Consider the following 24,998-nt stretch of genomic DNA (forward strand, 5'->3'; position numbering starts at 1 on the left):
CGTCCCGCCCCCTCTCCCCCACTGAAACAACCTGAATACCGGAATGAGGACGCCCCGTAATGATCACGGTGTTGTCTGACGACACGGCGCGCCTGCGCGCGACGGTCGACTTCGTCGTCGAGCAGGACAGCGAGTCCCTGCTGCCGCTGCTGCTGCCCGGGCTCGACGGCCCCGAACTGCGCGCCCTCGTGGAGCGGTGCCGCTTCGCGCACGCCGCGCTGCTCGTCTTCCCCAGCCACCAGGGCGAGTTGGACGCCGTACTGGCCGAATGCGGCCTGAGCGTGGACGCGCCGCCGCAGCCGAGCGTGGTGGTGCGCGAGCGCCTGGCGGTCCGGCACGGGCGTGCCGCGGCCGATCTCGACGTCGGCATCCTGCGCCCGGTGGTGCCGGGCCGCGACGGCAGCCCCCGGATGGTCGAGGTGTTCGCCCTGACGGTGCCGCCGGGTTCCGGCCTGGAGGCGATCGCGGCGCTGGAGCGCGCCCGGCACGACGAGGCGCACGTCGCCTTCGAGGTACCGGCTCCGGATCCCCTGGTGCTGCGGGGGCTGCGGGCGTGCTTCGACCGCTACGGGGCGGTGCCCGACGGCGGCGGCTACAACCCGCACGAGAACGGCACGGTGTTCTACTTCGCCGCCCCGGCCACGGCCAAGGCCGCGTACCGGCGCATCGAGTTGTACGCACCCGGGGACCACCGGGACCAACTCGCGCTCCATGTGCGGGAGTTCCGTCGCCTGCAACCTGCGGAAACGATGCTGCGGCTGCTCACGGGCGCCTGGACGACGCAGGCGCTGAACGTGTTCGCGCAGCTGCGGGTGGCCGATGCCATGGACACCGGGCGGGCGGTCGAGGCGGGAGCGCTGGCCGAGGCGGTGGATGCCGACGCGGACACACTGACGGTGCTGTTGCGCTATCTCGCCATGCTGGGCGTCGTCGTCGAGGACGGCCCGGGCCGCTTCCGCCTCGCCCCTTCAGGGGCGCTGTTGCGCGGCGGTGACGCGGATTCGATGCGGTCGCTGGCGTTGATGTACGGCGGGCCGTTCTACCGGTCGTTCGGCGCGCTCGCGCACACCGTGCGCACCGGGCAGGTCGCCTTCGAGCACGTCTTCGGCGCGCATCACTTCGACCACTTCGCGGGCGATCCGGACCTGGCCGGGCTCTTCGACCGGTCCATGGCGGCCAGCCGCCGCATGTTCGAACCGCTGCCCGCCCATCCCGTCCTCTCCGCGGCGGCCCGCGCGCCGCACGGGGCGACGGTCGTCGACGTCGCGGGCGGCAACGGCGAACTGCTCGGCCGCGTCCTCGCCGTCCACCCCGGCCTGCGCGGTGTGCTGGTGGAACGGCCGCACGTCGTCGAGGCCGCCCGGCAGCGGCTCGACGGCGAGCGGTGCGCCTTCGTCGCGGGGGACTTCGCGGACGTGCCGTCCGGCGGCGACGTCTATCTGCTCTCCCGCATCCTGCACGACTGGGACGACGACCGGTGCCGGGAGATCCTCGGGCACTGCGCTCGGGCGATGTCCGCCGACGCCGATCTGCTGCTGGTCGAACGGCTGCTGCCCACCGACAGCTCGCCCTCGCTCGCGACCGCCTGGGATCTGCACATGCGGTGCAACGTCGGCGGCCGCGAACGCACCGCGGACCACTACGCCCGGCTGCTGCGCGACGCGGGCCTCACCCTCGTCGGACACGAGCCGCTGCCGCTCGAAGGGCATGTGCTGCACGCGCGCAGAACCGATCCGACGCCGGGGTGACACGGGGGTTTCGCTCGACGCGCGACGGCAAGGCGTCCCGCCGAAACTGATCACGACGACAGATCGCGCCGACCGGCGCGGCGGCGGACGGGAGGCACAGTGCACACAGGCAGCCACGGCGACCGCACGAGCGGCGGGACCGTCCGCCCGTACCGGCGCGAGGTGCTCACCGCGGGGGTCGCGGGGGCGGTCGCCCTCGCGACCGGCTGCGGCTCGTCCGGGGACGGGGGCGTGGCCGACACCGGCACGGCGTCGCCCCGCACCGCCGCGCACACGTCGCCCTCGGCCCCGCCCCGCCCCACGCACCGCAGCCCCGAACTCCCCCGCGGCGGCCGCCGGGTCTTCCCCGAGCACCGGCTCGTCGGCTACTGCGGGTTCCCGGGCGAGGCCGCGCTCGGCCGGCTCGGCACCGGGGACCTGGACGACCGGGTCAGGGAGATCGAGCGGCGGGGCCGCGCCTTCGCGGACGGCCGGCGCGTCCTGCCGGTGCTCGAACTGCTCGCCGTCGTCGCGAACGCCTCGCCCGGCGCCGACGGCACGTACCGCAGCCGGATGCCCGACGCGACGGTGCGCACCTTCCACGAGGCGGCCCGTCGCCACAAGGCACTGCTGCTGCTCAACATCCAGCCCGGCCGGGCCGCCCCGCTCGACGAGGTCGCCGCACTGCGCAAGTGGCTCGTCCACCCCGACGTCGGCATCGCCCTTGATCCGGAGTGGGAGATGGGCCCCGGGGAGAAGCCGGGTGACACCTACGGCCACACCAGCGGCGGCGAACTCACCCGGATCGCCGCCTATCTCGCCTCGCTCGTGGAGGAGCACGATCTGCCGGAGAAGGTGCTCGTCTTCCACCAGGTGGCCCAGTCGGTCGTCCGCGACGAGCACCGGCTGCGGGTGCCCCGGGGCGTGGCCGTCGTCAAGTGCACCGACGGCATCGGCTCGCCCCACCTCAAGCGCCGTGCGTGGGACCGGCTGGTGACCGGCATGCCGGATCAGCTGCACACCGGCTTCAAGCTGTTCTTCGACGAGGACACCGAGGACGGCGGCCGTCTCATGACGCCCGACGAGGTGATGGGCCTGACGCCGCGGCCGTCGTACGTCATGTACGAGTGACGCGGCGCCAGGACGATGCCCCCTCGGTTCACCAGGGCCCGGGGGCCGGCGGCGGGACGACGGCCGGGCGGTCGTCGCAGGTGAGGGTGTTCGGGAGTTCCCACGGGGCCAGCCAGGGGCCGGTCGTGCCGCCACCGTCGTTGCCGCCGAGGTCCTGGACGGTGAACTCGGCACCGGAGGCGGGGAAGTTGAACGATCCGCAGTTGTTGATGCCGACGGCTCCCACGTTGCGTGCGTCGACGTTCTCGAAGGACGCGGAGCCGGCCGAGCGGGCGCTGAGCACCGAGGTGCCCGTCCCGTCCACGCGGATGTCCTTGAAGTGGACGCCGCGGATCGCGTACTTGTCCTTCACGGGGTAGTCGGACACCAGCATGATCGCGTTGTACGTGGAGTCGAGGAAGTGGTCGCCGGTGACCTGGATGTCGGCGTCGATGTCCCGGTCGAGCGCATAGAACCAGACGGCTCCCAGGCCGATCCGCCAGTTGAGCTCGAACGTGCCCGCGCGGACCGTCGTGTTGTCCGTCAGGCGCAAATTACCGGTGAACGGTTCGGCGCCGAACCGGGAGCCGGCGTGCAGGCCGCTTCCCTCCCTGACCGGGTCCGCGATCAGATTGCCGGTGACGGTGTTGTCGGTGCCTCCGTACACGGCGATGCCGTTGGCGAGGACCGGGGTCTGCACGGTGTTGTGGGCGACGACGTTGCGGGCGTCGGCGCTCTTCTCCGACCACAGGGCGAGGGCGTCGTCCCCGGTGTTGCGGAAGAAGTTGTGCGACACCGTGGAATCGGTGACGCCGGTGTGGAGGTTCAGGCCGTCGGCGATCTGGTCGGCGACGACGTTGCGGGTGACGCGCAGCCGGCTCATCGGGCCGTCGAACCACATGCCGACCTTGGTGTGGTGCACGTACAGGCCGTCGACGGTGGAGTCGGTGAGGGCGCCGCCGACGCCGTTGACCTGGTCGGTGTCGATGCGCTCCCGTACGTCTCCCTCGATGGCGAAGCCCGACAGGTGGACACGGTGACTGCCGCCGTCCGCCGCGCTCCTGCCGTAGAAGCCGACGCCGGTGTGCACCGAGCCGTCGGGGGCGGGTGTCGAGAGCGTGACCTGGCGCCCCTTGAAGACCGTGTACCAGCTGCCCGCGCCGACGATCGTCACGTCGTCCACGATCACGTGCCGGTTCACCTGGTAAGTGCCCGGCGGGACATAGACCTTGAGGTGGTGCCGCTGGGCGAACGCGATGGCCCTGTCGAGGGCCGGGGCGGCGTCGCGGTGCCCCGTGGGGTCGGCGCCGAAGGCGAGCACGTTCGCCGCGGCCCGCTCGACGTGCGGTGCTCCCACGAGTTCCGAGTCGAGGAGGTCGACGACCGTCCAGGCGGCAGCGGATCCGGTCGGCGCGGTCAGCCGGACGGTGTCGCCCGCGCGGTAGCGCTTGCCGAGCAGCAGGCGTTGCTCGTCGTAGAAGTGGCTCGGGCGGAAGGGCTTGTCGATGACGGGCGCCGGGGTGGTGGCACTGGGCACGCACCCGCACTCGGTGATCCACCAGTCCGGGTGCAGCAGTTCGGCCTGCGGGTCGTTCGTGAAGGGGTACTGGTTGTAGAGCCAGGAGTACTGCGAGGTCAGGGTCGTGGACGCGCGGCGTTGTCCGTTGACCGCGACGTCCAACGGGGCAGTGATGCCACCGCCGTCGGCCGCGTCCGGAATGCTGTAGCGCACCGTGACGGCGTTCGCCGCGCGGGGCAGCGTGAACTCGACGTACTGGCCGGGGCGCAGCTTCACCGCCGAGCGACCCGACGCCTCGGAGGCAAGGGTGTAGGTGGTGCGGTCGGGGCCGATGACGGTTCCGTCGGTCACCGCCTTCTCCGCCTCCTGCTCGACGAAGGGCACGTCGGCGCCGCGCCCCGCGACGAGGGCCGGGTCGAGGGCCGCGCGCGTCACAGCGGGCCGGGCGGCCGGTCCGTCCGGGGCGGTCGTCGAGGCCCCCGCCGGAAGGACCAGCGCGAACGTGATGCCCGTACCGGCCGCTGCCAGCACGGCGGCGAGGCGCGCGGGTCTTCGTATCCACGACATGAGGTCCTCGTTTCTCTCGCGGGTGCCGCGACAGTAGGGCGCCGCAAGCCGCACCCACAAGGGAGGAATGGCGATTTTCCTTCAACTCGTCTGTCTCATGCGCGATTACATCAGATTCTTGCTCCCCGCGACGCGGTCGACCCTGTCCGAATCCCGCCCCTCATTGGCATGGACCTGTTCATGATCCGTCACTAGGCTCCGCCCCGACATGCCACGGGAGCGCTCCCAGGCATCGCTGTTCCACCCCCACCACACGGGAACGACGAAGGGCCACTCCATGAGACGTCACCGACCTGTCCGCACCGTCCTGTCCGCCCTGCTGGTCACCGCGGCCTGTGCGACCGCCGGGTTCCTGCCCGCTTCGCAGGCGGGCGCCGCTCCCAAGGCCGAAGCACCCGCCTCCGCCGGGCTGCTCGCCGCCATGCAGCACGACTTCGGCCTCACGCGACAGCAGGCGAAGGCGCGGCTCGCCGCCGAGCAGCGGGCCGGAGCCACCGAGCGGAAGGCCCGGCGCGCGGCCGGATCCGCCTACGCGGGTTCGTGGTTCACGCCGCGCAGCGGTGCGCTGACCGTCGCCGTCGCCGACCGCGCCAAGGCCGACGCGGTACGCGCCACCGGCGCCGATGTCACTGTCGTCACCCGGAGTGCGGCCCGGCTCGACTCGGCCAAGAAGCGGGTCGACGCCCTCAAGGCGCCTTCCGGGGTGGCGAGTTGGCGAGTGGACTGGCAGTCCAACCGGGTCGTCGTGGAGGTGCTCGCCGACCGGCAGGATGACAACGATGTCCAACGGTTCCTCGCGCAGGCCGGCCGCGTCGCGCCCCTGACGGTGCGTCCGACGGACCACGCGCCCACCACGCTGGCCGCGGGCACGGTCGGCGGCGACCCCTTCTACACCGGCAACGTCCGCTGCTCCATCGGCTTCTCGGTGTACGGCGGTTTCGTCACCGCCGGTCACTGCGGAGGCCCGGGGCAGGGCGTCAACGGGTGGGACGGCTCGTACGTCGGCGCCATCCAGGGCTCGTCGTTCCCCGACAACGACTACGCCTGGGTGAACGTGGGCAGCGGCTGGTGGACCGTGCCGGTCGTCCTCGGCTGGGGCACCGTCTCCGACCAGTTGGTGCGGGGCTCGGCGGAGGCGCCCGTCGGCGCCTCGATCTGCCGGTCGGGATCGACCTCCCACTGGCACTGCGGCACGGTGCTCGCCAAGAACGAGACCGTCAACTACAGCCAGGGAGCGGTCCACGAGATGACCAAGACGAACGTGTGCGCCGAACCCGGCGACTCCGGCGGCTCGTTCATCAGCGGCGACCAGGCCCAGGGCGTCACCTCCGGCGGCTGGGGCAACTGCAGCAGCGGCGGCGAGACCTGGTACCAGCCCATCAACGAGATACTCGGCCGCTACGGCCTGACCCTGCACACCGCCTGACCTCGGGCACCCCGGCGGTGCGGCGTCCCGGAACGCGCCGCACCGCCCCCGTCCGCAGTCACACACGTAACGAACGTCTCACAGGAAACCCCAAGCTTGTGAAGGCGATGCGCCTTACCTTCACCGCATGCACATGACACGAAGATCGCTCATAGCGGGCCTCGCCGCCGCACCCCTCGCCCTGGCGACGGAGGCCGCGCTCGCCCCCTCGACCGCTCAGGCCTCCCCCATCGACGCGGGGCAGTTCACGCTCGCCGTGCGCACCGACAACCGCGACGGAGACGCGTTCGCCTCCGTGAACTCCGCGCTGGCGGCGAAGCTGGGCGGGCGCGCGACGTTCGAGACGGTCGTCGCCAGCGCCAACCGGCCCGCCACGCACGCCACTTCGGTGCCCGGGGTGTCGTCCGCCGCGCTCGCGGACGCGTTCACCTGGAAGTCCGGCGACAGCGACACCACCGAGTGGGTGCCCCAGGGGATCACGACGAGCGCGGACGCGCTGGGCAACGGCGTGTACCCCGCGGGCGGCAAGCGGATCGTCCTGGTCTCCTGGTACTACGACATCGGCGCCATCGACAAGGGGATGCGGGTCAGCTTCGTCGACTACACGAACAAGTCGGCCCCCATGTACCGGCACGTGCTCCTGGTGGAACCCGTGCTCACCGCGTCGGGCGCCCCCTCGTTCGCCCCGATACGCAAGCACGCGGGCGGCATCACCTGGTACGGCAACCGCCTGTACGTCGTCGACACCTTCTACGGGTTGCGGGTCTTCGACCTCAACGAGATGTTCGAGGTCGCCACCGGGGACGAAACCCTGTGCGGACTGAACGACGCCGACGGCAAGTACTACGCGTACAACTACCAGTACGTCCTCTCGCAGAGCCACGCCTACGACAACACCGGCACCTACCTGCGCTACTCGGCCGTCGCCCTGGACCGCTCCAGCACGCCCGACTCCCTGGTGGTCGGCGAGTACTCCCCCGACAAGGTCGACGCCACCGACCCCTCCGTCACCTACACCGACGGCCCCTTCGCCGGGAACGGCACCACGGTGCGCACCCCCAAGCTCGTGCGCTGGGAGGTGGACAGTGCGACGCGCCTGCTCAAGGCGTCCGCCGCGAAGGAGGCGGTCACCGTCAAGCAGGCGAAGATCCAGGGCTCCGCCTGCGTGCTCGGAAAGCACTACCTCTCGGTGAGCAACGGGCCCTCCAGCAAGGGCTATCTGCGCACGGTCACCCCACCGGCGACCACGCCCTCCGCCGTCACCGGTCTGCCGGTCGCGCCCGAGGACCTGAGCCTGCACGCGGGAAGCGCGAGCGGCTGGTCGTACGGCGCGGACGTGCTGTGGAACCTGACCGAGATCGAGGGTGCGCGCTACGTGTACGCGGTGCGCACCTCGGGCTAGCCCGACGTGTCCGGGCCGTGCGGGGGCCGGCCCGGACACCTCTGCCGCAACGGGCACTGCTACGGCCTCACTTGAGGAACGGGCCCGACAGGCGCTTGTACGGGAGCTGGAGATTCACCGTGCTGTACGAGGTGGAGCCGGTGGGGGTGATTCCGCCCGGGCCGCCCGACCACAGCAGGTGGACCAGGCCCACCTTGGCGCCGGGGGTCGCCCCCAGCTGTTCTCCGTCCGCACTGACCAGGAGGTCGGCCCGGCCGTCGCCGTTCAGGTCGGTCAGCTTCACCGAGCTGCCGAACGCGTCGCCCTTCTCGGGTGCGCCGGTGATGTCCGGGGTGTCCTGGTCGTACGCCGTCGCGCCCGTGCCGGACAGACCGCCCGCGCCGCCGCGCAGCACGACGACGGTGCCCGCGTCGGTGGTGGTGCCCAGGTCCTCGCCGGCCGCTCCGACGGCCAGGTCGTCATAGCCGTCGCCGTCCGTATCACCCGCGCCGAGGGCCCGGCCGAAGTAGTCGCCCGCCTCCTCGTTGCCGGGGACGCCCGGGGTGTTCTGGGTGATGAGCCCGAGCGGGCGGAAGGTGTCCGGGCCGTTCTTGCTGCCGTACAGGACGTGCACCGCGCCGCGCGTGCCCGCGAAGTCGTCGCCGACCGCGAGGTCGTCGAAGCCGTCGTTGTCGAAGTCGCCCACGGCGCCGTGCAGATCGAAGCCGGACAGGTCGGCACCGTCGGGGATGTACACGTAGCCGTCCGGGTCGCGGAAGGCGTCCGTGGAGGCACCGGAATAGAAGACGGCGTAGCCGCCGCCGTCCTTGTCGCTCGGGTAGTTGCTCCTGATGACGTAGAGGTCGGTGCCCTCGTCGGTGCCGTCGATGTCGCCCGCCACGAGATCGGTCACGCGGCTGTCGGCGCGCTCGGTGGTGAGGAACGCGGTGGCGTCGTGCGAACCGTCGCGGGTGAAGGGGCCCTGGAGCACGACCACTCCGCCGGCCTGCGTCGTGGACCCGGCCAGGTCCTGGTCGCCGTCGGCGTCGAAGTCGCCCGCCACGACGTGTTCGCCGAAGGAGTCACCCGCGAGCGGCGAGTAGTACACCTTGCCCTCGCCGAGGCCCGAGGGGCCGCCCCAGATGACGGTGAGCCCGCCCTGGTCGACGGCCGTGTCCGTGTCCTCGCCGGGCGAGGAGACGACGAGGTCGGTGTAGCCGTCGCCGTCGAGGTCGGCGCTGGTGGCGGAGGTGCCCCAGCCGTCGCCCTTCTCCACGTTGCCCGGGATGCCGGGAGAGTTCTGGCTGATGACCTGCTTGCGGGTGGTGTCGGGGCCGCCGGATCCGCCGTAGACGACGGTCACCCGGCCGTCCGCGCCGTCGTCGCCGCCGAGCATGACCAGGTCGCGATGTCCGTCGCCGTCGAAGTCCGCGTCGGACTTACCACCGGTGGACTCCTTGGTGCCCGTGGAGGTGTTCGGGGCGTGCCCGGGTGCGGCCGCGACCGGCGTCGCTCCGGTGGCGGCGAGCAGTCCCGCGCCCAGGGCGACGGAGGCGGCGAGGGCGGTGAGGCGGTGTCTGTGCATGAAGGAACTCCTGCGGTGGCGCGTGGGTGGTCGGTCCGGGAATCAGTGGGAGGGTCAGTCGGAGAAGGACGAGCCGAAGGCCACCGGGCCCGAGGGGCCGCCGAGTGCGGGGCTCGCGAAGGCGGTCGAGCCGGTCGTGGTGATGCCGGTCGCGCTGCCCTTCAACTGCCAGACGCGGCCCGCGCCGCTGTCCTCGCCGACCGCCCCGATCGCCAGGTCGGCCCGTCCGTCGCCGTTGAAGTCGGTGAGCCGGACGGCGGAGCCGAACTTGTCACCGGCCTCGGAGGAGCCGGTCGTGCCGCCCGAGCCCTGGGTGAAGTCGACGGCGCCCGTGCCGGTGAGGCCGCTCGCGGAGCCTCTCAGTACGACGGTCATGCCGGCGTCGGCCTTGTCGCCGAGGTCCTCACCGGGAACCCCTACGACGAGGTCCGCGTAGCCGTCGCCGTCGGTGTCGCCGGCGGCCACGTTCTGGCCGAATCGGTCGGCCTGTTCGGCTGTTCCGGGCACGCCCTCGGTGTCCTGGGTGATGCGGACCGGGGCACGCTCCGACAGGCCGGTGGCGCTGCCGTAGGTGACCAGCACCGAGCCGCCGAGCACCGGGCCGTCGTCCGCCCAGTCCGTGGGGTTGGTGGTGATCAGGTCGCCGTAGCCGTCGTGGTCGACGTCGGCGATCGCGCCTGCCTGGCGGTCGGCGAAGTCGTTCCCCGCATGGGCGAGGGTGCCGGACAGTTTGAGGCCTGCGGAGTCGCCCAGGTAGAGCCGGCTGGGCATGGAGTCCTCGGGGTACGGGTAGCCGCCGGTGCCCATGACGAGGAGGTCTGTCTTGTCGTCCCCGTTGACGTCTCCGGCGACGAGTTGCTTCGCGTCCGTGCCGGTCTCCTCGAGCGGGTCGAGATGGATGCGCGCCGCGCCGGAGCCGGTCCGGGTGAAGGGCCCCTTGAGGACATCGATGTCGAAGTAGCGGTAAAGCTCCTGCCCCGTCTCGCTGTTGACGGCCAGGTCCACGTGGCCGTCGCCGTCGAAGTCACCGGCCACGAGGGAACGGGCGAGGCTCGAGATTCCCCCGAGCGGCGAGGTGATGTCGGTGGCGGAGGCGAGGCCCTGCGCGCCGCCCCACAGGACGGTCAGCCGGCCGGTGCTCGGCCAGTCGGTGAGGGGGCCGTTGACCTCGTGGGGAATGCCGACGACGAGGTCGGCGTAGCCATCGCCGTCGAGGTCGCCGGACACGAGCTGCTCGCCGAACGCGTCGTCCTTCTCGGGCGTTCCCGGGATCCCCGTGGTGGCCTGGCTGAAGACCGCGCGCTTGGTGGTGTCGAGGCCGTTCTTCGTGCCATAGACGATGCCGACGGCGCCGGCCCGGGCCTTGCCGTCGATGGTGGCGTTCGGTGCTCCGACGGCCAGGTCGCGGTATCCGTCACCGTTGAAGTCGCCCTGGATTCCGGACGGTTCTGCGGCGATGGCGCCGCCCGCCGTGGCGACGAGGAGACCGCCGGTGAGGGCGGCCGCGGCGGCCGTGGCGAGCGTGGTCCGGACGTGCCTGTGCATCGAGCCTCCTGGATAAGGGCAGCGGTGGATTTCACCGGTGTTCACCGGTGTTTGCCGTCTGTTCGCCGTGCTGTCGCGCGGCGGTCGCTACACAGGAGACCCCCGATGTGGGGCGAGGGTTGTACGGAAAATCGGATATGGGTTCGTTCTGATGGGGCCCACGGGTCCGGTGAGGTCGGTGGGTCCGGCCGGAACGGTGGCGTCCGGCCCCGGTTCACCCCAGCCGCACGGGCAGCTCCTCAAGTCCCCGCAACAGGGCGCTCGTTCGCCACGTCAGCCGTGCCGGATCCTCGGCGAAGGAGACCTCGGGGTGGTGCGCCAGGAAGCGCCGCAGGGCGATCACGGCCTCCGCGCGGGCCAGCGGGGCGCCCAGGCAGTGGTGCAGGCCGTGGCCGAACGCGAGGTGGGTCGGGCCCTCGCGGTGGAGGTCGAAGCGGTCGGGGTCGGGGAAGTGCAGCGGGTCACGGGAGGCCGCGGCCAGGGAAACCTGGACCGCGTCACCCGCGGCGACGGCGGTGCCCGCGAGGTCGAGCGGCTCCGCGGCGAAGCGGAACGCGCTCGCGTGGACCGGGGTGTGGTAGCGCAGCGACTCCTCGACGGCGGCGGCCTGGAGCGCGGGTTCGGCCCGCACCAGGGCGAGTTGGTCCGGGTGGGAGAGGAGGCTGTGCAGGGTGGCGGAGATCAGGTTGACCGTCGTCTCGTGACCGGCGACGAGCAGGAGGAAGACCATGCCCATCAGTTCCTCGCCGGCGAGCTCGTCCGGTCCCGCCGCAGCCAGGTCGCCGAGCAGCGTGCCGTCCGGGTCCGCGGCCTTGCGTGCGATCAAGTCGCCGAGCACTGAGGCCAGTTGGGCCGACGCCGCGGCGCCGGCCTGCGGCGAGGTGGGCATGACCAGCTCGTTCGACCAGGCGTGGAAGGTCGTACGGTCCGCTTCCGGCACTCCGAGGAGCTCGCAGATCACCGTGACGGGAAGCGGAAGCGCGTAGGCGCTCACCAGGTCGGCGGTTCCCCGGCCGGGCAGCGCGGCGAGCAACTGGTCGGCGACGGCCTCGATGCGCGGCTGCAGTGCGGCGATCCTGCCGGGGGTGAAGTGGCCCGCGACCAGTCTGCGCAGGCGTGTGTGCTGGGGCGGGTCGCTCTGGAGCATGTTGCGGCCGATGGCGTGGCCGCCGTCCGTCTCCCAGGTCGCCGAGTGGCGGATGTCGTTGCTCAGGCGGGGGTCGGTCAGGGCCTGGCGTGCGGCGTCGCGCGTCACGACGAGCCAGCTCTCGCCGCTGTCGGGCACGTGGACGCGGTGGACGGGTCCGCGCTCGCGCAGTGCCGCGTACGCGGGGTAGGGGTCGGCGGCCAAGTCGCCGCAGCCGGGGGCCAGTTCTTCGATGGTCGGCGCCTGTGTCACTGGGGGTCTCCTCGAGGCGTGGTGATCGACGGTGGTGTGCCGGTGTCAGCGTTCGATGTCCGTGGTGAGCGCCAGTGGTGGGCGTCAGTGGTGGACGCCATTGGCTGCTGCCGGTGGTTCGCGTCAGCGGTTGAGGAGATCGGAGAGCGTGCCGGCCGCGGCGATCGCCTGGGCGCGGCCGGCTCGCGCGGCATCCGCCCTGCGGTGGTTCGCGGTCATGTTCCGGCCCATGGCAAGACGCGAGGCCGCGTCGGGTGTCAGCAGCGTGACGGCGCTCCCGTCGGCCGTCAGCCCCGCCGCCTGGCTGCGTGCGTGCGGGTGCGGCCCCACGGCGGACGGAACCGGGACGACGGCGAGGACGCGCCGATGACCGCGGGCCAGTTCCAGCGGCGCGGTCGAGCGACTGCCGCCGTCCATCCACCGGCGGCCCGCGACCGTGATCGGGGGCCAGACGACGGGGACGGCGCAGCTGGCGGCGACCGCGTCGCGGAGAGGGACTCCTGTGTGACGGTCGAAGACGCCCCGTTCGCCGGTCGTCGCGTCCACGGCCGCGATACGCAGGGGGCGCTCGGGCCAGTCCCGCACGCCGTGCAGCAGGGTGCCCACGGTGTCGAGGACGTCCGCCTCCGGGCCGGTCCGTGCGCTGCGCGCGGCCCGCCCGAGGCGTCGCACGGAGCGCTCGGGATCCCTCGAGCCCAGCGCCGCCCACAGGAACCGGAGCGTCCGGGCCGTCGTGACACCGAGCTCCACGCGGTCGGCGCCCGCGAGTTGACGCTCGTACAGCTCGTGCGGCGACTCCCCCGCCGCGAGTCGTGCGCCGAAGATCGCACCCGCCGACGCACCGGCGATCAGGTCGATCCCGTCCAGGTCGACGCCCGTGTCCGCCAGACCCGCGAGCACGCCGACGAGCCACGCGCCGCCGACGGGGCCTCCGCCACCGAGTACCAGTGCCGTTCCGTCCATCGGTCCTCCCGTCGAGTGAAATGGGGAGTACTCCCCATTTCTTGTCGGGACGATAGCATCACTACCGGGGAGCACTCCCCGGTTCCCCTCGGGGGCAGCTGACAGCGCACATCGGACAGCCGCCACCGGACAGCGGACGGAGTACGAGATGACGGCCGGCGCACACGATGCGACGCCCCCGCCGCGAAGGCGCGACGCCCGCCGCAATCGCGAGCTGCTCGTCGAGGCGGCGCACGAGGTCTTCGGCGAACTGGGCCTCGACGCGCCGCTCGACGTCATCGCCCGCAGGGCGGGCGTGGGCAACGCGACGCTGTACCGGCACTTCCCCACCCGGGTCGCCCTCGTCGACGCCGTCTTCCACGACCAGCTGACCGGCACGATGAGCGCCGGGGAGCAGGCGCGTACGGCGCCCGACGCGTGGACCGGGCTCACGGGCTATCTCGACGCCGTCTTCACGGTGCTCGCCACCGACCGCGGCACCAACGACCTCATGACGACGAGCCTGAAGGGCGTCGACGCCCTGGAGACCGTGCACGCGCACAACCGCCGGACGCTGGAGGAACTCCTGGAGCGCGGCCGGGCGGAGGGCTCCGTGCGGCCCGATGTCACCGCCGAGGACGTCCTGTTCGCGCTGGCGGCGCTCGGACGTGCCGTCCCCGCCCTGATGACGGCCGTGTCCGCGGCCGACGCCTGGCGCCGCCCGCTCGCGCTGTTCCTCGACGGCCTGCGCCCCGCACCGGCCGCGCCCCCGCTCCCCTCCCCGGCGCTCACGCCCGATCAACTGGCCGCGACGCTCGGCGAGTTGGGCCCGCACCGGGGCGCGGCCTGGCCGGTGTCCCCGGCCCCGAAGAGGACGTAGGCGAAGGACGCGAGCGGGCGGACGTGACCGGGAGGACGCAGCGGACGGACGTGACCGGCGGGCGGTCCGTCAGCCCGTCGTCCAGCTCCGGAGCTTCTCCGGGTTGCGCACGACCCAGATGTGCTTGATCCGGTCGTCCTCGACGTCGAAGGCGAACACCGTCACGACGACGCCGTCCTGCTGCGCCACGAGGCCGGGCCGGCCGTTGACCGTACGTTCCAGCAACGTCATGGTATCCGGCCTGCGGCGGGCGATCTCGAGCCAGGCCCGCGCAATCCGCTCACCGCCTTCGATGGGCTCCAGGAAGGTGACGGCGCGGCCGCCGCCGTCGGCGATCGCCGTGGCGTCGGGGTCGAGCAGGCCGATCAGGGCGTCGATGTCCTTGGCCTCCCACGCCTGCTTGAACTCCCTGATGACACCGGCCCGTTGGGCTGTCGGAGTCAGGGAGGGCCGGGACGCCCTGATCCGGCGGCGGGCGGAGGAGGCGAGTTGGCGGCAGGCCGCCGGGCTGCGGCCGACGATCTCGGCCACTTCGGCGAAGGAGTGGCAGAAGACGTCGTGCAGGATGAACGCGACGCGTTCGGCCGGGGTCATCGTCTCGAGCACGACCAGGAAGGCCAGATCGACCGACTCGTCCAGGGTCACCCGGTCCGCCGGGTCGACGGCCGCGCCGCCCGTGCGCCCGCCGAGCCACTCCGCGTGCGTGGGCAGCGGCTCGGGGATCCATTCACCGACGTACGTCTCCCGCCTGGCCCGCGCCGAACCGAGCACGTTGAGGCAGACGCGGCCCGCGACCGTCGTCAGCCAGGCGCCGGGGTTGTCGATGGCGTCCTGCTGCTCCCGCGACAGGGCGTACCAGCGGGTGTAGGTCTCCTGGACGGCGTCCTCTGCCTCGGCGACGGAGCCGAGCAGCCGGTACGCGAGATTGATCAGCCCACGGCGCTCGCGCATGACCGCGTCGAGTCCCGGATCGGGTCGGTCGCGTACCCGATCGGGCCGGTCGTGTCCTGGTTCCGGTCGTGTGCTCATGGTGCCGACGGCTCCCCTCGTCGCGTCTGACGGCTCTCACCCGCTCGACGCCTTCGACCACTTCGACTACTTCAACCACTTCGACAGGACAGCGCTTCGGAATGTGAGGCGACGCGACGGCCTCACATTCCGAAGCGCTGTCCTGTCGAACCGCTGAGACCGACACACCACGACCGACACCACACCACGCCCGACACATCGCCCGGCGAACAGGGAGCTCACCATGACCACCTCGACATCGGCAACGCCGTTCACGGACCCGGCCCCCGCCCACCGCCTGGAGCGGGCGGCCGCCGCGCTGACGGCGCACGGGTTCACCGTGGAGATCCTCGACGACGTCGCCGCGGCCCGGGCGCGCGTGAGCGACCTGATCCCGGACGGCGCCGGCGTGTTCACCGGGGCCAGCGAGACGCTCCGCCTGTCCGGCATCGCCGACGACATCAACGACACAGGGCGCTACGACGCCGTCAAGCCGCGCGTCCTCGCCATGGACCGCGCGACGCAGAGGGACGAGATGCGGATGCTGACCGCCACCCCCGACGTCATCGTGAGCAGCGTCCACGCCGTCACCGAGACCGGGTCCCTGGTGATCGCCTCGGGCAGCGGGAGCCAGCTGCCCGGCAGCGCGGGCGGCGCCGGGCGCGCGATCTGGGTCGTCGGGGCGCAGAAGGTCGTACCCGATCTGACCACCGCACTGCGGCGGATCGAGGACCACTGCCTGCCCCTGGAGAGCGCCCGCACCCAGGAGGCGTACGGGTGGCCGAGCGCCGTCAACCGGCTGCTCGTCCTCAACGCCGAGCACCAGCCCGGGCGCGGCACGGTCCTCTTGGTCCGCGAGAGCATCGGGTTCTGAGGTTCTGAGGTTCTGAGGAGTCCGGTCCGCCCGCCGGGCGGCGTCTACGCCGCGGCCGGACGGAAGCAGGCCGTGACGTCCTTGCCCTTGGGGCACGGGTGCGCGCTCCAGGTGTCGGCGAGCGCGTCGACCAGCAGCAGACCGCGGCCGCCGAGCGCGTCGTCGCCCGGCCGCCGCGCTTGCGGCGGCAGCGGCGACGAGTCGTGCACGGTCACGTGCAGGCACTCACCGTCCCAGGTCAGAACGAGCTGGGCGTTGCTGCGCGCGTGCACATGCGCGTTGGTGACGAGTTCGGAGACGGTCAGCAGGACGGCGTCGGCCGTGTCCGGAGCGCTCTCCGTCCAGCCCAGTTCGCGCAGTCGCGCGCGCGACCAGTCCCGGGCCGACTTCACCTCGCTGCCGATCGGCAGCGAACGCGCCCAGCCCACCGCCTTGAGCGCGGGGTCGTCCATCACGGCTCCTCTCTCCGTCGTCACCGGGGTGCGTACGTCGTGGCGCGGTCCGCCTTCGCGTCCTCGCACCACCCACGCCGCAACGGTGCCGAGCGCAGACGCCCCGAACTGCCTCCGTGCGGAGCGCCGGTCTCAGACGCGGCCGCCCGTGAGCCGGGTCAGTGGTCCGTGGCCGCGGCGCTCCACGCGCCGACCTGCCACGAACGACGTCGCCGCGACAGCGACCGCGCCCGCGGCCGCGCTCCCGGCGATCAGCCCCCGACGGCTCAGGAGGGCCCATGCCGTCGTCACCGCCGACGTCGCCCGGCGAGCCGCTGACACCGCCCTGCCCTGCGCCTCCACGAGGGTGTCGCCCACGTCCGTCACGGCCCGGGCCCCTTGGGTGCCCGCCGATTCCGTCTTCGCTGCCGTCTTCTGTGCGGCCTTCGCCGTCGCGGACCTGGCAGGGCCCGTCGTGGTGGCGCCGCTCGTCTTCTCTTTGTTCTCCGGTGTGTTGGCCATGGTGTGCGGTTAGCCCGAACCGGACACGGCAAACAGGAATCCGCTCGGTCGAGCGCTGTGCGCACGGGACGTTGCGAGGGAATCAGGCAGCCTTGCCGTGCTGTTCCGGATCGGGCCGCGCCCGGTGGGTCCCGTGCGCGCCCCCGCGCAGCAGACGAAGGTGGCCTCCGTGACGACCCGGGAACCTCGCGCGCGGGGGCGTGTCCGGATCGATGCGGGTCTCGAGGCGATCCATGCCGAACAGCAGCAGGACCATGGCCGGCAGGAGCAGAAGAGCCACGACAATCATGAGCAGCGTCCTCTCGGCAGCATCCCTGTTCGGGTGCCCCGCGCGGCTCTGCTCATCGGGCCTCATTGGGCAGATGACGTGAAGATTCCGTAACACCCGCGTTTGCCCTTGATGCCCTGATCATCCGTGACGGCACGCGGGAGGGGGACGGGTCCGGCGCCCTCGCGCCAGCCCCGCCCCCCTCGTCCCCTCAGACCGTCGGCCCCTCGTCCCGTCAGGCCATCGCCCCCTCGTCCCGTCAGACCGTCAGCCCGCCCGCGTCATCAGCTCCGCGCAGCGCTCGCCGATGAGCATCGCGGGGGCGTTCGTGTTGCCCCCCGTGATGGTCGGCATCACCGCGGCGTCCGCGACGCGCAGGCCCTCGATGCCGCGGACCTTGAGCTCCGGGTCGACGACCGCGTCCGGGTCGTCGGCCGCGCCCATCTTGCAGGTGCCGACCGGGTGGTAGACGGAGTGGATGCGCTCGGGCAGTTCGCGAGCGAGGTCCGCATCGGTGGCCAGGGCCGGGCCCGGGTGCAGCTCGCCGGTGACGACCTCGTCGAGGCGCTTGTGCGCCATGGCTTCCCGGACGAGTTTCATGCCCTCGATCAGGAAGCGGGCATCGGCCGGGTCGGAGAGGTAGCCCGGGTCGATCAGCGGCGCGGCGGTCGGGTCGGCGGAGGCCAGGCGCAACTCGCCCCGGCTCTGCGGGTAGATGAGCGTCGGCATCACGGTCAGCGCGGGCCGCTTGTCGACCGAGTGCCGGATCGGCGCGTCCTGGTTCGGGCTCGGGTAGGACCAGGGCAGGGCGTGCAGTTGCAGGTCGGGCTGGTCGGCGGGGGTGGTGGCGTCGGCGGTGCGCACGAAGCCCATCGCCTCGAACACGGTGCGGCCGAGCCAACTGCCGCCGCGCAGCGTCTCCGCGAGCATCCCGGCGAAGAAGTGCCCGGCGGTGCCCCGGTGTTGAGCACTCGGAGCGAGGAACGTCATGGGCACGAAGAGGTGGTCGTGCAGGTTCCGGCCGACCGGCAGGTCGCTCGCCACGTCGATGCCGAGTGCGCGCAGGTGCTCGGCCGGGCCGATCCCGGACAACAGCAGGAGCTGCGCCGAGCCCACCACACCGGCGGACAGCACGACTTCGCGTCCGGCGCGCAGCACCTGACGGCGGGCTCCGTCGGCGATCTCCACGCCCACCGCCCGGTTGCCTTCGAGGACGACGCGGGTGACCTGGGCGGCGGAGCGTATCCGCAGGTTGGCGGGTCGGTCGCCGCCCAGGTAGGCGTGCGAGGCGCTGAAGCGGACGCCGTCGCGCGCACTCATCTGGACGATGCCGACGCCTGTCTGCTCCACGCCGTTGTAGTCGTCGTTACGGGGTGTCTGCAGGGCCTCGCCGAGCGCGTCCACCAGGGCGTGGGAGGCGGGGGCGAGACCGCTCTGCCGGGTGACCGCGACCGGGCCGCCGGAGCCGCGCACCTCGCTGGCGCCGCCCTCCCAGTCCTCCATGCGCTTGTAGGAGGGCAGGATGTCGTCGTAGGACCAGCCGGTGCAGCCCGCCGCGGCCCAGTCGTCGTAGTTGCGGCGATGGCCGCGAACGAACAGCATCCCGTTGATGGCGCTCGAGCCGCCGAGCAGCTTGCCGCGCGTGAACGGGATGCGCCGGTCGGCCGCGTGCTTCTGCGGCACCGTGTAATAGCCCCAGTCGAAGCGCTTCTTGACCTGGGGCACGGAGTGCATCACCGAGATCATGCCGGGCACCCGGATGATCCGCGACCGCTCGAGCCGTGCCGCGCCCGCTTCCACCAGGATCACGCTCGCCCCGGTGTCCGCGAGCCTGCGCGCCACGATGCAGCCCGCGCTGCCCGCACCCACAACGACGTAGTCGGCCTCAAAATCTGATGGTTCGTCAGTCACGCCGCGCAGTGAAACACGCCCACGTCGAAGGGACAAGACGCGGGACGCAACCCGCTCCGGGGAAGGCGGGGAGATGCCTCAAGCAGGGTGCGGGGCAAGGCGCTTGTGGCCCTTGCGGTCGTAGTAGCGGGTCATCGCGAACCCGAAGAGCAGAGCGAGCGCGGTGCCGATGGCGATCATGGTCCAGGCGCGGGTCAGGCCCGCGTCGGCGCGGGCGTCGAAGAACAGCACCGCCCGGACGCCCTCGCCGAGTTGTCGCATGGGTTCGAAGACACCCAGGAACCGGTAGAAGGCGGGGACGGCGTGCAGCGGGACGGTGGCACCCGAGGAGGGCAGGCCGAGGACGATGAACACGAACATCGAGACGAGCTGGCCGATCCCGCCGAACGCCGCGTTGATGGCCTGCACGCCGAGGCCGACCGCGAGCGCCGCGCAGTAGGAGTAGATCCACAGCAGGGGCAGGTGGGAGGCGTCCATGTGCAGGATGCCGACGGTGGCGAGCATGACGAGGCAGACGGTGACGGCGGTGATGCCCGCGGTCATGCCCATCTTCAGGAGCAGGGTCTGGGTCCGGGTGATCGGCACGGTCGGGCGGCGGGTGTGCCACGGTCCGATCTCGTTGTCCGCGTAGCCGAGCGCGGTGTCGACCCCGGTGCTGATGAGGTTGGCGCCCAGGAATCCGGCCAGGACGAGCAGCAGTGTGTAGTAGAAGGCGCTGAGCCCGAGTCCGGTGTTGTCGCCGATGGGGTGGCCGACCTGCGTGGTGATGCGCACGGGGTCCGCCAGCAGCAGTTTCGTGGTGGCGTTCGCGCCGGGTGCGGCGGCCGTGGCGAGTTGCTTGCCGATGGTCGTCGAGGCCTGTTGTGCGGCAGCGGTGGTGATCCTGCTCGCGAGGGAGGAACCGAGGCTGCCCGTACCGGGGTTGGTGAGCACGGTCAGAGTCGGCCCGACTGTCGCGTCGGCGGTGGTGAGCGCGCCGACGGCGTCGGTGAAGCCGGCCGGGATCACCAGGGCGCCGTAGACCTTTCCGGAGTCCAGCTCGTCCTGTGCCGCGGCCCGGGCGAGCAGGCGCCACTCGACCTTGTCACCCGAGGTGTCGGCGGTATCGGCGGTGATGGACCGGGTGATCTGCGTGCCCAGGTTCTGCTGCTGCCCGGGCAGTGGCTTGCCGGTGTCGGCGTTGACGAGCGCGATGGGCAGGTCGTGCAGATCGCGGTTCGGGTCGACGATGCCGCCCATGTAGAGCAGCGACAGCAGCAGCGCGAGGACTCCACTGAGGAGCGTGGGGGCCAGCCACAGGGCGGGGCGGCGCAGGAGCACGGAAGCGGTCGCCCGGGAGGCGGCGGCGCGCGGGGGCGGGCTGTCGGCAGCCATGACTCTCCGTGGTGGGTCGGGGGAACGCGGCGGCGTGCGGATGACTCACGACCGGGCGGATGTCCTACGAGGACGAGCTTGCCGGACGTGACCTCTGCGGGCAGCGCCGTTCCCGGCCAGCCGCGCCCGCCCCTTCCAGTCGCGCGGTGAAGTGCCTTCCGGCCTGCCGCAATTCGCTTGACCCTGTCGGGCCGCGCGGCTGCACTGTGGCGGGGCCACGACGCGTGGTGCCACCCGGCGTGGAGAGGCAGCGGCAGCCATGGAGATCCGTCCGACGACCGACCAGGACCTCGACGTCTTCGTCGATACGCTCCATGCCGCGTTCGGGCGTTTTCCCGAGACCCCGGCCGCGGACGGGAGCGGGGTCTGGTGGTCGGCGCTGGAGATGGACCGTGGCCTGTTCGCCGTGGCGGCGGACGGGCGGCCCGTCGGCACCGCCGCCGCGTACTCCTTCGAACTGACGCTGCCCGGCGGGGACTTGGCCCCGGTGGCCGGGGTGAGCTGTGTCGGTGTGCTGCCCTCGCACCGACGCCGGGGCGTGCTCGGCGCGATGATGCGGCATCAGCTCACCGGACTGCGGGCCCGTGGGGAGTTCCTGTCCGTGCTGCTGGCCTCCGAGGCCACGATCTACGGCAGGTTCGGCTACGGCCCCGCGACGTACACGACGCGGCTGACGGTGCCGCGCCACAAGGCGGGTTTCGCCCCGCCCCGGGCCCGGGGAACGGCCGACGTCACGGACAGCGGCTCCGTCGAGGTGCTGCGGCGTGCCGAGTGCGGCGAGGTCCTGGAGGCCGTCTACGACCGGTACCGCCGCGCGCAGCCGGGCGCGCTGTCCCGGCCGCACCGCTGGTGGGCCTCGGGCGCGGGACAGCCGCCGATCGCCCCGGCCCCGCGCTACGTCGCCGTCCACCGCGACGCCGACGGTGTCCCTGACGGGTACGCCAGTTACGCGCTCGGCGAGCCAGGCACCACGCTGACCGTCGACGAGACCATTGCCGGGGACGACGCCGTCTTCACGGCGCTGGCCCGGTTCGTGCTCGGCCACGACCTCGTCACGCAGGTCGTGTTCAAGCACGTCCCGCGCGAGCATCCGCTGCGCCGGCAGTTCACGGACTTCCGCGGGGGCGAGGTGTCCGGCGACACCGACTGGCTCTGGGTGCGGCTGCTCGACGTACCGCGTGCGCTGACCGCGCGCGGCTGGGAAGCGGACGGCGAGCTCGTCCTCGACGTGGACGATCCGTTCCTCGGCGAGCACGAGCGTCACCTGCTGACCGTCCGCGACGGGAAGGCCGAGTGCGTCCCGACGGGGCGGGAGCCCGATCTGTCCCTGGACGTACGCGACTTGGGCTCCCTGTACCTCGGCGGCACCGCGCCGAGCACCCTCGTGCGCGCCGGTCACCTCCGGGCCCACCGGCCCGGAGCGGCCGCGGTCGCCGACGCCCTGTTCCGCGTCGAGCGCGCGCCGCACTGCCTGCACTGGTTCTGAGCGCCGGTCCGGTCGAAGCGCGGCGGGCGTGCTGCCAGGATGGCGGCATGGAACGTGTGCAAGGGATCGGCGGGTATTTCCTGCGCTCCGGCGACCCGGTCGCCCTGGGTGCGTGGTACCGCGACCGTCTCGGCCTGGACGCCGACGCGAACGGGCTGTGGCAGCAGGACGCCGGGCCGACGGTGTTCGCGGCCTTCGAGTCCGGGACCGACTACTTCGGGTGCCGGGCCCAGCAGACCATGCTCAACTTCCGCGTGCGCGACCTGGACGCCATGCTCGCCCAGCTGCGCGCCAAGGGCGCGGACGTGGCCGATGAGGTGCAGGACATGGCGGGCGTGGGCCGGTTCGGCTGGGTCACCGATCCCGAGGGGAATCGCATCGAGCTGTGGCAGCCCGCCTGAGAGCCCGCCCTCGCACCCCCGTCACAGCCAGGTCGTGGCGAGCCAGCAGGTCACGGCTGCGGTGGTGACGAGCCCGATGTTGAGGGCGATCCGCCGGTCATCGCCGGTCAGATGGACGCCGATCGCGCCGATCTGCAGGACGACGAACCCGATGGCCGCGGCCAGGGCGAGGCCGGGCGCGATGCTGGTCAGCGGCGGCAGGACCAGCCCGGCCGCGCCGAGCAGTTCGACCGCCCCGAGGGTGCGGACGGCGGGCAGGGGCACGCGGTCGACCCAGGCCATCATCGGGCGCAGCTGATCACGGGTGCGGGTCGCCTTCATCGCACCCGCGTAGAGGTAGAAGAGGGCCAGCAGTCCGGCGACGACCCAGTACGCGATGTTCATGGTCCGAGTGGACCGCCGCGGCCCCGCGCCTGTCCAAGACCGCTTCCGCACGGCCGATACCTCATGGGTATCGTTGCAGCGTGGAGCTACGTACCCTGCGCTATTTCGTGGCGGTCGCCGAGGAACTCCACTTCGGCCGGGCCGCCGCCCGCCTGCACATGAGCCAGCCGCCGCTGAGCCGGGCCGTGCAGCAGCTCGAGGCCGAGGTCGGTGCCCTGCTGTTCGTCCGCTCGCCGGCCGGCGTCGCGCTGACCCCGGTGGGTGCCGTGCTGCTCGACGAGGCGCGGGCCCTGCTCGACCAGGCCGAGCGCCTCCGCGTACGGGTGCGTGCGGCGGCCGGTGCGGCGACCCTCACCGTCGGGATCCTGGGCGACGGCACGGATCCCGGGGCGAACCGGCTGGCCGCCGCGTTCCGGCAGCGTCACCCCGGCATCGACATCCGGATCCGCGACACCGACCTGACCGATCCGACGTGCGGGCTGCGCGCCGGAGTGGTCGACGTGGCGCTGACCCGGGCGCCGTTCGACGAGACCGCCCTGACGGTGCGTGAGCTGCGGGCCGACCCGGTGGGGGTGGTCCTGCGCGCCGACGATCCCCTGGCCCGGCGCGGCACGCTGCGGGTGGCGGAACTGCGCGACCGCCGCTGGTTCCAGTTCCCGCAGGGCACCGACCCGCTGTGGCAGGCGTACTGGAACGCAGGTGAGCCGCGTGAGGGCCCGGTCGTGCGCGTCGTCCAGGAGTGCCTGCAGGCCGTGCTGTGGAGCGGCACCGTGGGCCTCGCGCCCCTCGGCCACGACCTGCCCGCGGACCTGGCGGTGGTGCCGCTCGTCGACATGGCTCCGAGCCGCATGGTGGCGGCGTGGAACGAGCGGGACACCAACCCGTTGATCCGCTCGTTCGTGGAGAGCGCGACGGTCGCGTACCGCCGGTGACGCCACGGGCGCAGAACCGGCGCCTTCGGTGCTCTTCGGCGCTCCTCGGTGCTCTTCAGTGCGGGCCTCCCCTGGCGGCGGCGCCCCGGGCCGGGCGAGGATGGGCCCGTGAAGATGCTCTCCATTCCCCATACCGAAGCCCGGGCCTCGAACGTCGTCCTGGGGCTCATGCGCATCGCCCAACTCGGCGACGAGGACATCCGGACCCTGTACGGCAGCGCCCGTGACGCCGGGATCAACACTTTCGACCACGCCGACATCTACGGTCCCTCGCGCCACGCGTGCGAGGAGCGGTTCGGGCAGGCCGTCAAACTCACCGGCGCGGAGCGCGAGTCGATCGTCATCCAGAGCAAGGTCGGCATCCGGCCCGGCTTCTTCGACTTCTCCAAAGAACACATCCTGCGCACCGTCGACGAGTCGCTGGCCGCCCTGCGCACCGACTACCTGGACATGCTGCTGCTGCACCGCCCCGACACCCTCGTCGAGCCGGAGGAGGTGGCCGCGGCCTTCGACGAGCTGCACGCGGCCGGCAAGGTCGTCTCCTTCGGCGTCTCCAACCACACGCCGGGCCAGATCGAGCTGCTCAAGACCGCGGTGCGCCGCCCGCTCGTCGCCAACCAGGTGCAGCTGAGCATCACGCACTGCCCGCTGATCGCCTCGGGCATCGCCGCGAACATGGCCGGTCTCGACCAGTCGGTCGACCGCGACAACGGCCTGCTCGACTACTCCCGCCTGAACGGCATGACCCTGCAGGCGTGGTCGCCGTTCCAGAAGGGGTTCTTCGACGGCGTCTTCATCGGCGACCGCGAGAACTACCCGGAGTTGAACACCGCGCTCGACGAGCTGGCGCAGAAGTACGGCGTCACGCCGACCGGCATCGCCGTCGCCTGGATCACCCGCCACCCGGCGAACATGCAGGTGGTGCTCGGTACCACCAACCCCGGCCGGGTCGCCGAATCCGCGGCGGGCTCGGAGCTCGCGCTGACCCGGGAGGAGTGGTACCGCCTGTTCCGCACGGCCGGGCACACGCTCCCCTAGGGCGTGTCACCGAGGTCACATGAGGGCGCTGATGGCGGTGACCGCGGAGTCGAGTGTGGAGTGCACGGCCGCGGCCACCGACGTGCCCGCCAGGTAGAAGCCGAATGCCGCGCCCACGAAGATGTGGGAGAGCTTGCCGTCGCCCTTGCGGAGCAGGAAGAGCACCGCGCAGATCAGGACGAGGAACACGGGCAGGTGCAGGGCGTTCATCGTTCGTTCTCACCTCGCGTCCCGGCTTCTCGCGGGAGTCCCCGCGCACCGGTGGCAGCCAGTGATCATCTGCTGCCA

Annotated in this window: 23 protein-coding genes; 10 read left to right on the forward strand and 13 right to left on the reverse strand. The window is 72.1% G+C overall.

The window, feature by feature from the left end:
* Positions 1-59 precede the first annotated feature (59 nt).
* A complete protein-coding gene (locus ACIBUY_RS23660; RefSeq protein ID WP_399153585.1) occupies positions 60-1,748 on the forward strand; it encodes a methyltransferase in 1,689 nt (562 codons plus the stop codon).
* A 99-nt stretch (positions 1,749-1,847) separates the two neighbouring features.
* On the forward strand, positions 1,848-2,858 hold the full coding sequence (locus ACIBUY_RS23665; RefSeq protein ID WP_399153586.1) for a hypothetical protein: 1,011 nt from the start codon (positions 1,848-1,850) through the stop codon (positions 2,856-2,858).
* A 28-nt stretch (positions 2,859-2,886) separates the two neighbouring features.
* Here ACIBUY_RS23665 and ACIBUY_RS23670 read toward each other — a convergent pair whose 3' ends face one another.
* Positions 2,887-4,923 (reverse strand): glycosyl hydrolase family 28-related protein, encoded by a 2,037-nt coding sequence (locus ACIBUY_RS23670; protein WP_399153587.1) that lies wholly within the window; start codon positions 4,921-4,923, stop codon positions 2,887-2,889.
* Between the two features lie 277 nt (positions 4,924-5,200).
* Between ACIBUY_RS23670 and ACIBUY_RS23675 the strand changes: the two genes are divergently transcribed.
* Both ACIBUY_RS23675 and ACIBUY_RS23680 read left to right on the forward strand, forming a co-directional pair.
* Positions 5,201-6,349, forward strand: coding sequence for a S1 family peptidase (locus tag ACIBUY_RS23675; protein WP_365565494.1), 1,149 nt, complete (start codon positions 5,201-5,203; stop codon positions 6,347-6,349).
* A gap of 133 nt (positions 6,350-6,482) precedes the next feature.
* Positions 6,483-7,751 (forward strand): hypothetical protein, encoded by a 1,269-nt coding sequence (locus ACIBUY_RS23680; protein ID WP_399153588.1) that lies wholly within the window; start codon positions 6,483-6,485, stop codon positions 7,749-7,751.
* A 67-nt stretch (positions 7,752-7,818) separates the two neighbouring features.
* Here the strand turns inward: ACIBUY_RS23680 and ACIBUY_RS23685 are convergent, their stop codons facing one another.
* From ACIBUY_RS23685 to ACIBUY_RS23700, 4 genes are all read right to left on the reverse strand, one after another.
* Positions 7,819-9,315: an FG-GAP repeat domain-containing protein gene (locus ACIBUY_RS23685; RefSeq protein ID WP_399153589.1), complete on the reverse strand. Its 1,497-nt coding sequence runs from the start codon at positions 9,313-9,315 to the stop codon at positions 7,819-7,821.
* A gap of 54 nt (positions 9,316-9,369) precedes the next feature.
* Positions 9,370-10,860 (reverse strand): VCBS repeat-containing protein, encoded by a 1,491-nt coding sequence (locus ACIBUY_RS23690; RefSeq protein ID WP_399153590.1) that lies wholly within the window; start codon positions 10,858-10,860, stop codon positions 9,370-9,372.
* A 214-nt stretch (positions 10,861-11,074) separates the two neighbouring features.
* Positions 11,075-12,259 (reverse strand): cytochrome P450, encoded by a 1,185-nt coding sequence (locus ACIBUY_RS23695; RefSeq protein WP_399153591.1) that lies wholly within the window; start codon positions 12,257-12,259, stop codon positions 11,075-11,077.
* Between the two features lie 123 nt (positions 12,260-12,382).
* The gene (locus ACIBUY_RS23700; protein ID WP_365565504.1) at positions 12,383-13,222 is read right to left on the reverse strand and encodes a patatin-like phospholipase family protein; all 840 of its coding nucleotides are present in this window, start codon (positions 13,220-13,222) and stop codon (positions 12,383-12,385) included.
* 148 nt (positions 13,223-13,370) lie between these two features.
* On the opposite strand from ACIBUY_RS23700, the gene ACIBUY_RS23705 reads away from it, so the two are divergent.
* Positions 13,371-14,081 carry a TetR/AcrR family transcriptional regulator gene (locus ACIBUY_RS23705; protein ID WP_399153592.1) on the forward strand — a complete coding sequence of 237 codons (711 nt, stop codon included), beginning with the start codon at positions 13,371-13,373 and terminating at the stop codon, positions 14,079-14,081.
* A 69-nt stretch (positions 14,082-14,150) separates the two neighbouring features.
* Here ACIBUY_RS23705 and sigJ read toward each other — a convergent pair whose 3' ends face one another.
* Positions 14,151-15,110, reverse strand: a complete 960-nt coding sequence (sigJ, locus tag ACIBUY_RS23710) for an RNA polymerase sigma factor SigJ (RefSeq protein WP_399153593.1) — start codon at positions 15,108-15,110, stop codon at positions 14,151-14,153.
* A gap of 223 nt (positions 15,111-15,333) precedes the next feature.
* On the opposite strand from sigJ, the gene ACIBUY_RS23715 reads away from it, so the two are divergent.
* Positions 15,334-15,963 (forward strand): LUD domain-containing protein, encoded by a 630-nt coding sequence (locus ACIBUY_RS23715; RefSeq protein ID WP_365565511.1) that lies wholly within the window; start codon positions 15,334-15,336, stop codon positions 15,961-15,963.
* Positions 15,964-16,007: 44 nt separating this feature from the next.
* Here the strand turns inward: ACIBUY_RS23715 and ACIBUY_RS23720 are convergent, their stop codons facing one another.
* The 5 genes from ACIBUY_RS23720 to ACIBUY_RS23740 all read right to left on the reverse strand — a co-directional run bounded on the left by ACIBUY_RS23720 (position 16,008) and on the right by ACIBUY_RS23740 (position 20,469).
* Positions 16,008-16,415, reverse strand: a complete 408-nt coding sequence (locus ACIBUY_RS23720; RefSeq protein WP_365565514.1) for an ATP-binding protein — start codon at positions 16,413-16,415, stop codon at positions 16,008-16,010.
* A 132-nt stretch (positions 16,416-16,547) separates the two neighbouring features.
* Positions 16,548-16,916, reverse strand: a complete 369-nt coding sequence (locus ACIBUY_RS23725) for a hypothetical protein (protein ID WP_365565516.1) — start codon at positions 16,914-16,916, stop codon at positions 16,548-16,550.
* Between the two features lie 82 nt (positions 16,917-16,998).
* Positions 16,999-17,205, reverse strand: a complete 207-nt coding sequence (locus tag ACIBUY_RS23730) for a hypothetical protein (RefSeq protein ID WP_365565518.1) — start codon at positions 17,203-17,205, stop codon at positions 16,999-17,001.
* A 246-nt stretch (positions 17,206-17,451) separates the two neighbouring features.
* Positions 17,452-19,095: a GMC family oxidoreductase N-terminal domain-containing protein gene (locus tag ACIBUY_RS23735; protein ID WP_365565519.1), complete on the reverse strand. Its 1,644-nt coding sequence runs from the start codon at positions 19,093-19,095 to the stop codon at positions 17,452-17,454.
* 78 nt (positions 19,096-19,173) lie between these two features.
* Positions 19,174-20,469, reverse strand: coding sequence for a DUF3533 domain-containing protein (locus ACIBUY_RS23740; protein ID WP_365565521.1), 1,296 nt, complete (start codon positions 20,467-20,469; stop codon positions 19,174-19,176).
* A gap of 259 nt (positions 20,470-20,728) precedes the next feature.
* On the opposite strand from ACIBUY_RS23740, the gene ACIBUY_RS23745 reads away from it, so the two are divergent.
* On the forward strand, positions 20,729-21,955 hold the full coding sequence (locus ACIBUY_RS23745) for a GNAT family N-acetyltransferase (protein ID WP_399153594.1): 1,227 nt from the start codon (positions 20,729-20,731) through the stop codon (positions 21,953-21,955).
* A gap of 47 nt (positions 21,956-22,002) precedes the next feature.
* Positions 22,003-22,356, forward strand: a complete 354-nt coding sequence (locus ACIBUY_RS23750) for a VOC family protein (RefSeq protein ID WP_399153595.1) — start codon at positions 22,003-22,005, stop codon at positions 22,354-22,356.
* A gap of 21 nt (positions 22,357-22,377) precedes the next feature.
* Here ACIBUY_RS23750 and ACIBUY_RS23755 read toward each other — a convergent pair whose 3' ends face one another.
* Complete coding sequence (locus tag ACIBUY_RS23755; protein ID WP_399153596.1) at positions 22,378-22,740, reverse strand: DoxX family protein; 363 nt, start codon at positions 22,738-22,740, stop codon at positions 22,378-22,380.
* A gap of 80 nt (positions 22,741-22,820) precedes the next feature.
* Between ACIBUY_RS23755 and ACIBUY_RS23760 the strand changes: the two genes are divergently transcribed.
* Positions 22,821-23,672: a LysR substrate-binding domain-containing protein gene (locus ACIBUY_RS23760; RefSeq protein ID WP_399153597.1), complete on the forward strand. Its 852-nt coding sequence runs from the start codon at positions 22,821-22,823 to the stop codon at positions 23,670-23,672.
* A 108-nt stretch (positions 23,673-23,780) separates the two neighbouring features.
* Positions 23,781-24,710 (forward strand): aldo/keto reductase, encoded by a 930-nt coding sequence (locus tag ACIBUY_RS23765; protein ID WP_365565531.1) that lies wholly within the window; start codon positions 23,781-23,783, stop codon positions 24,708-24,710.
* 15 nt (positions 24,711-24,725) lie between these two features.
* Here the strand turns inward: ACIBUY_RS23765 and ACIBUY_RS23770 are convergent, their stop codons facing one another.
* Complete coding sequence (locus ACIBUY_RS23770; protein ID WP_365565534.1) at positions 24,726-24,920, reverse strand: DUF2304 domain-containing protein; 195 nt, start codon at positions 24,918-24,920, stop codon at positions 24,726-24,728.
* Between the last annotated feature and the right edge of the window lie 78 nt (positions 24,921-24,998).

The sequence above is a fragment of the Streptomyces sp. NPDC050085 genome (assembly GCF_044460595.1).
Classification (GTDB): domain Bacteria; phylum Actinomycetota; class Actinomycetes; order Streptomycetales; family Streptomycetaceae; genus Streptomyces.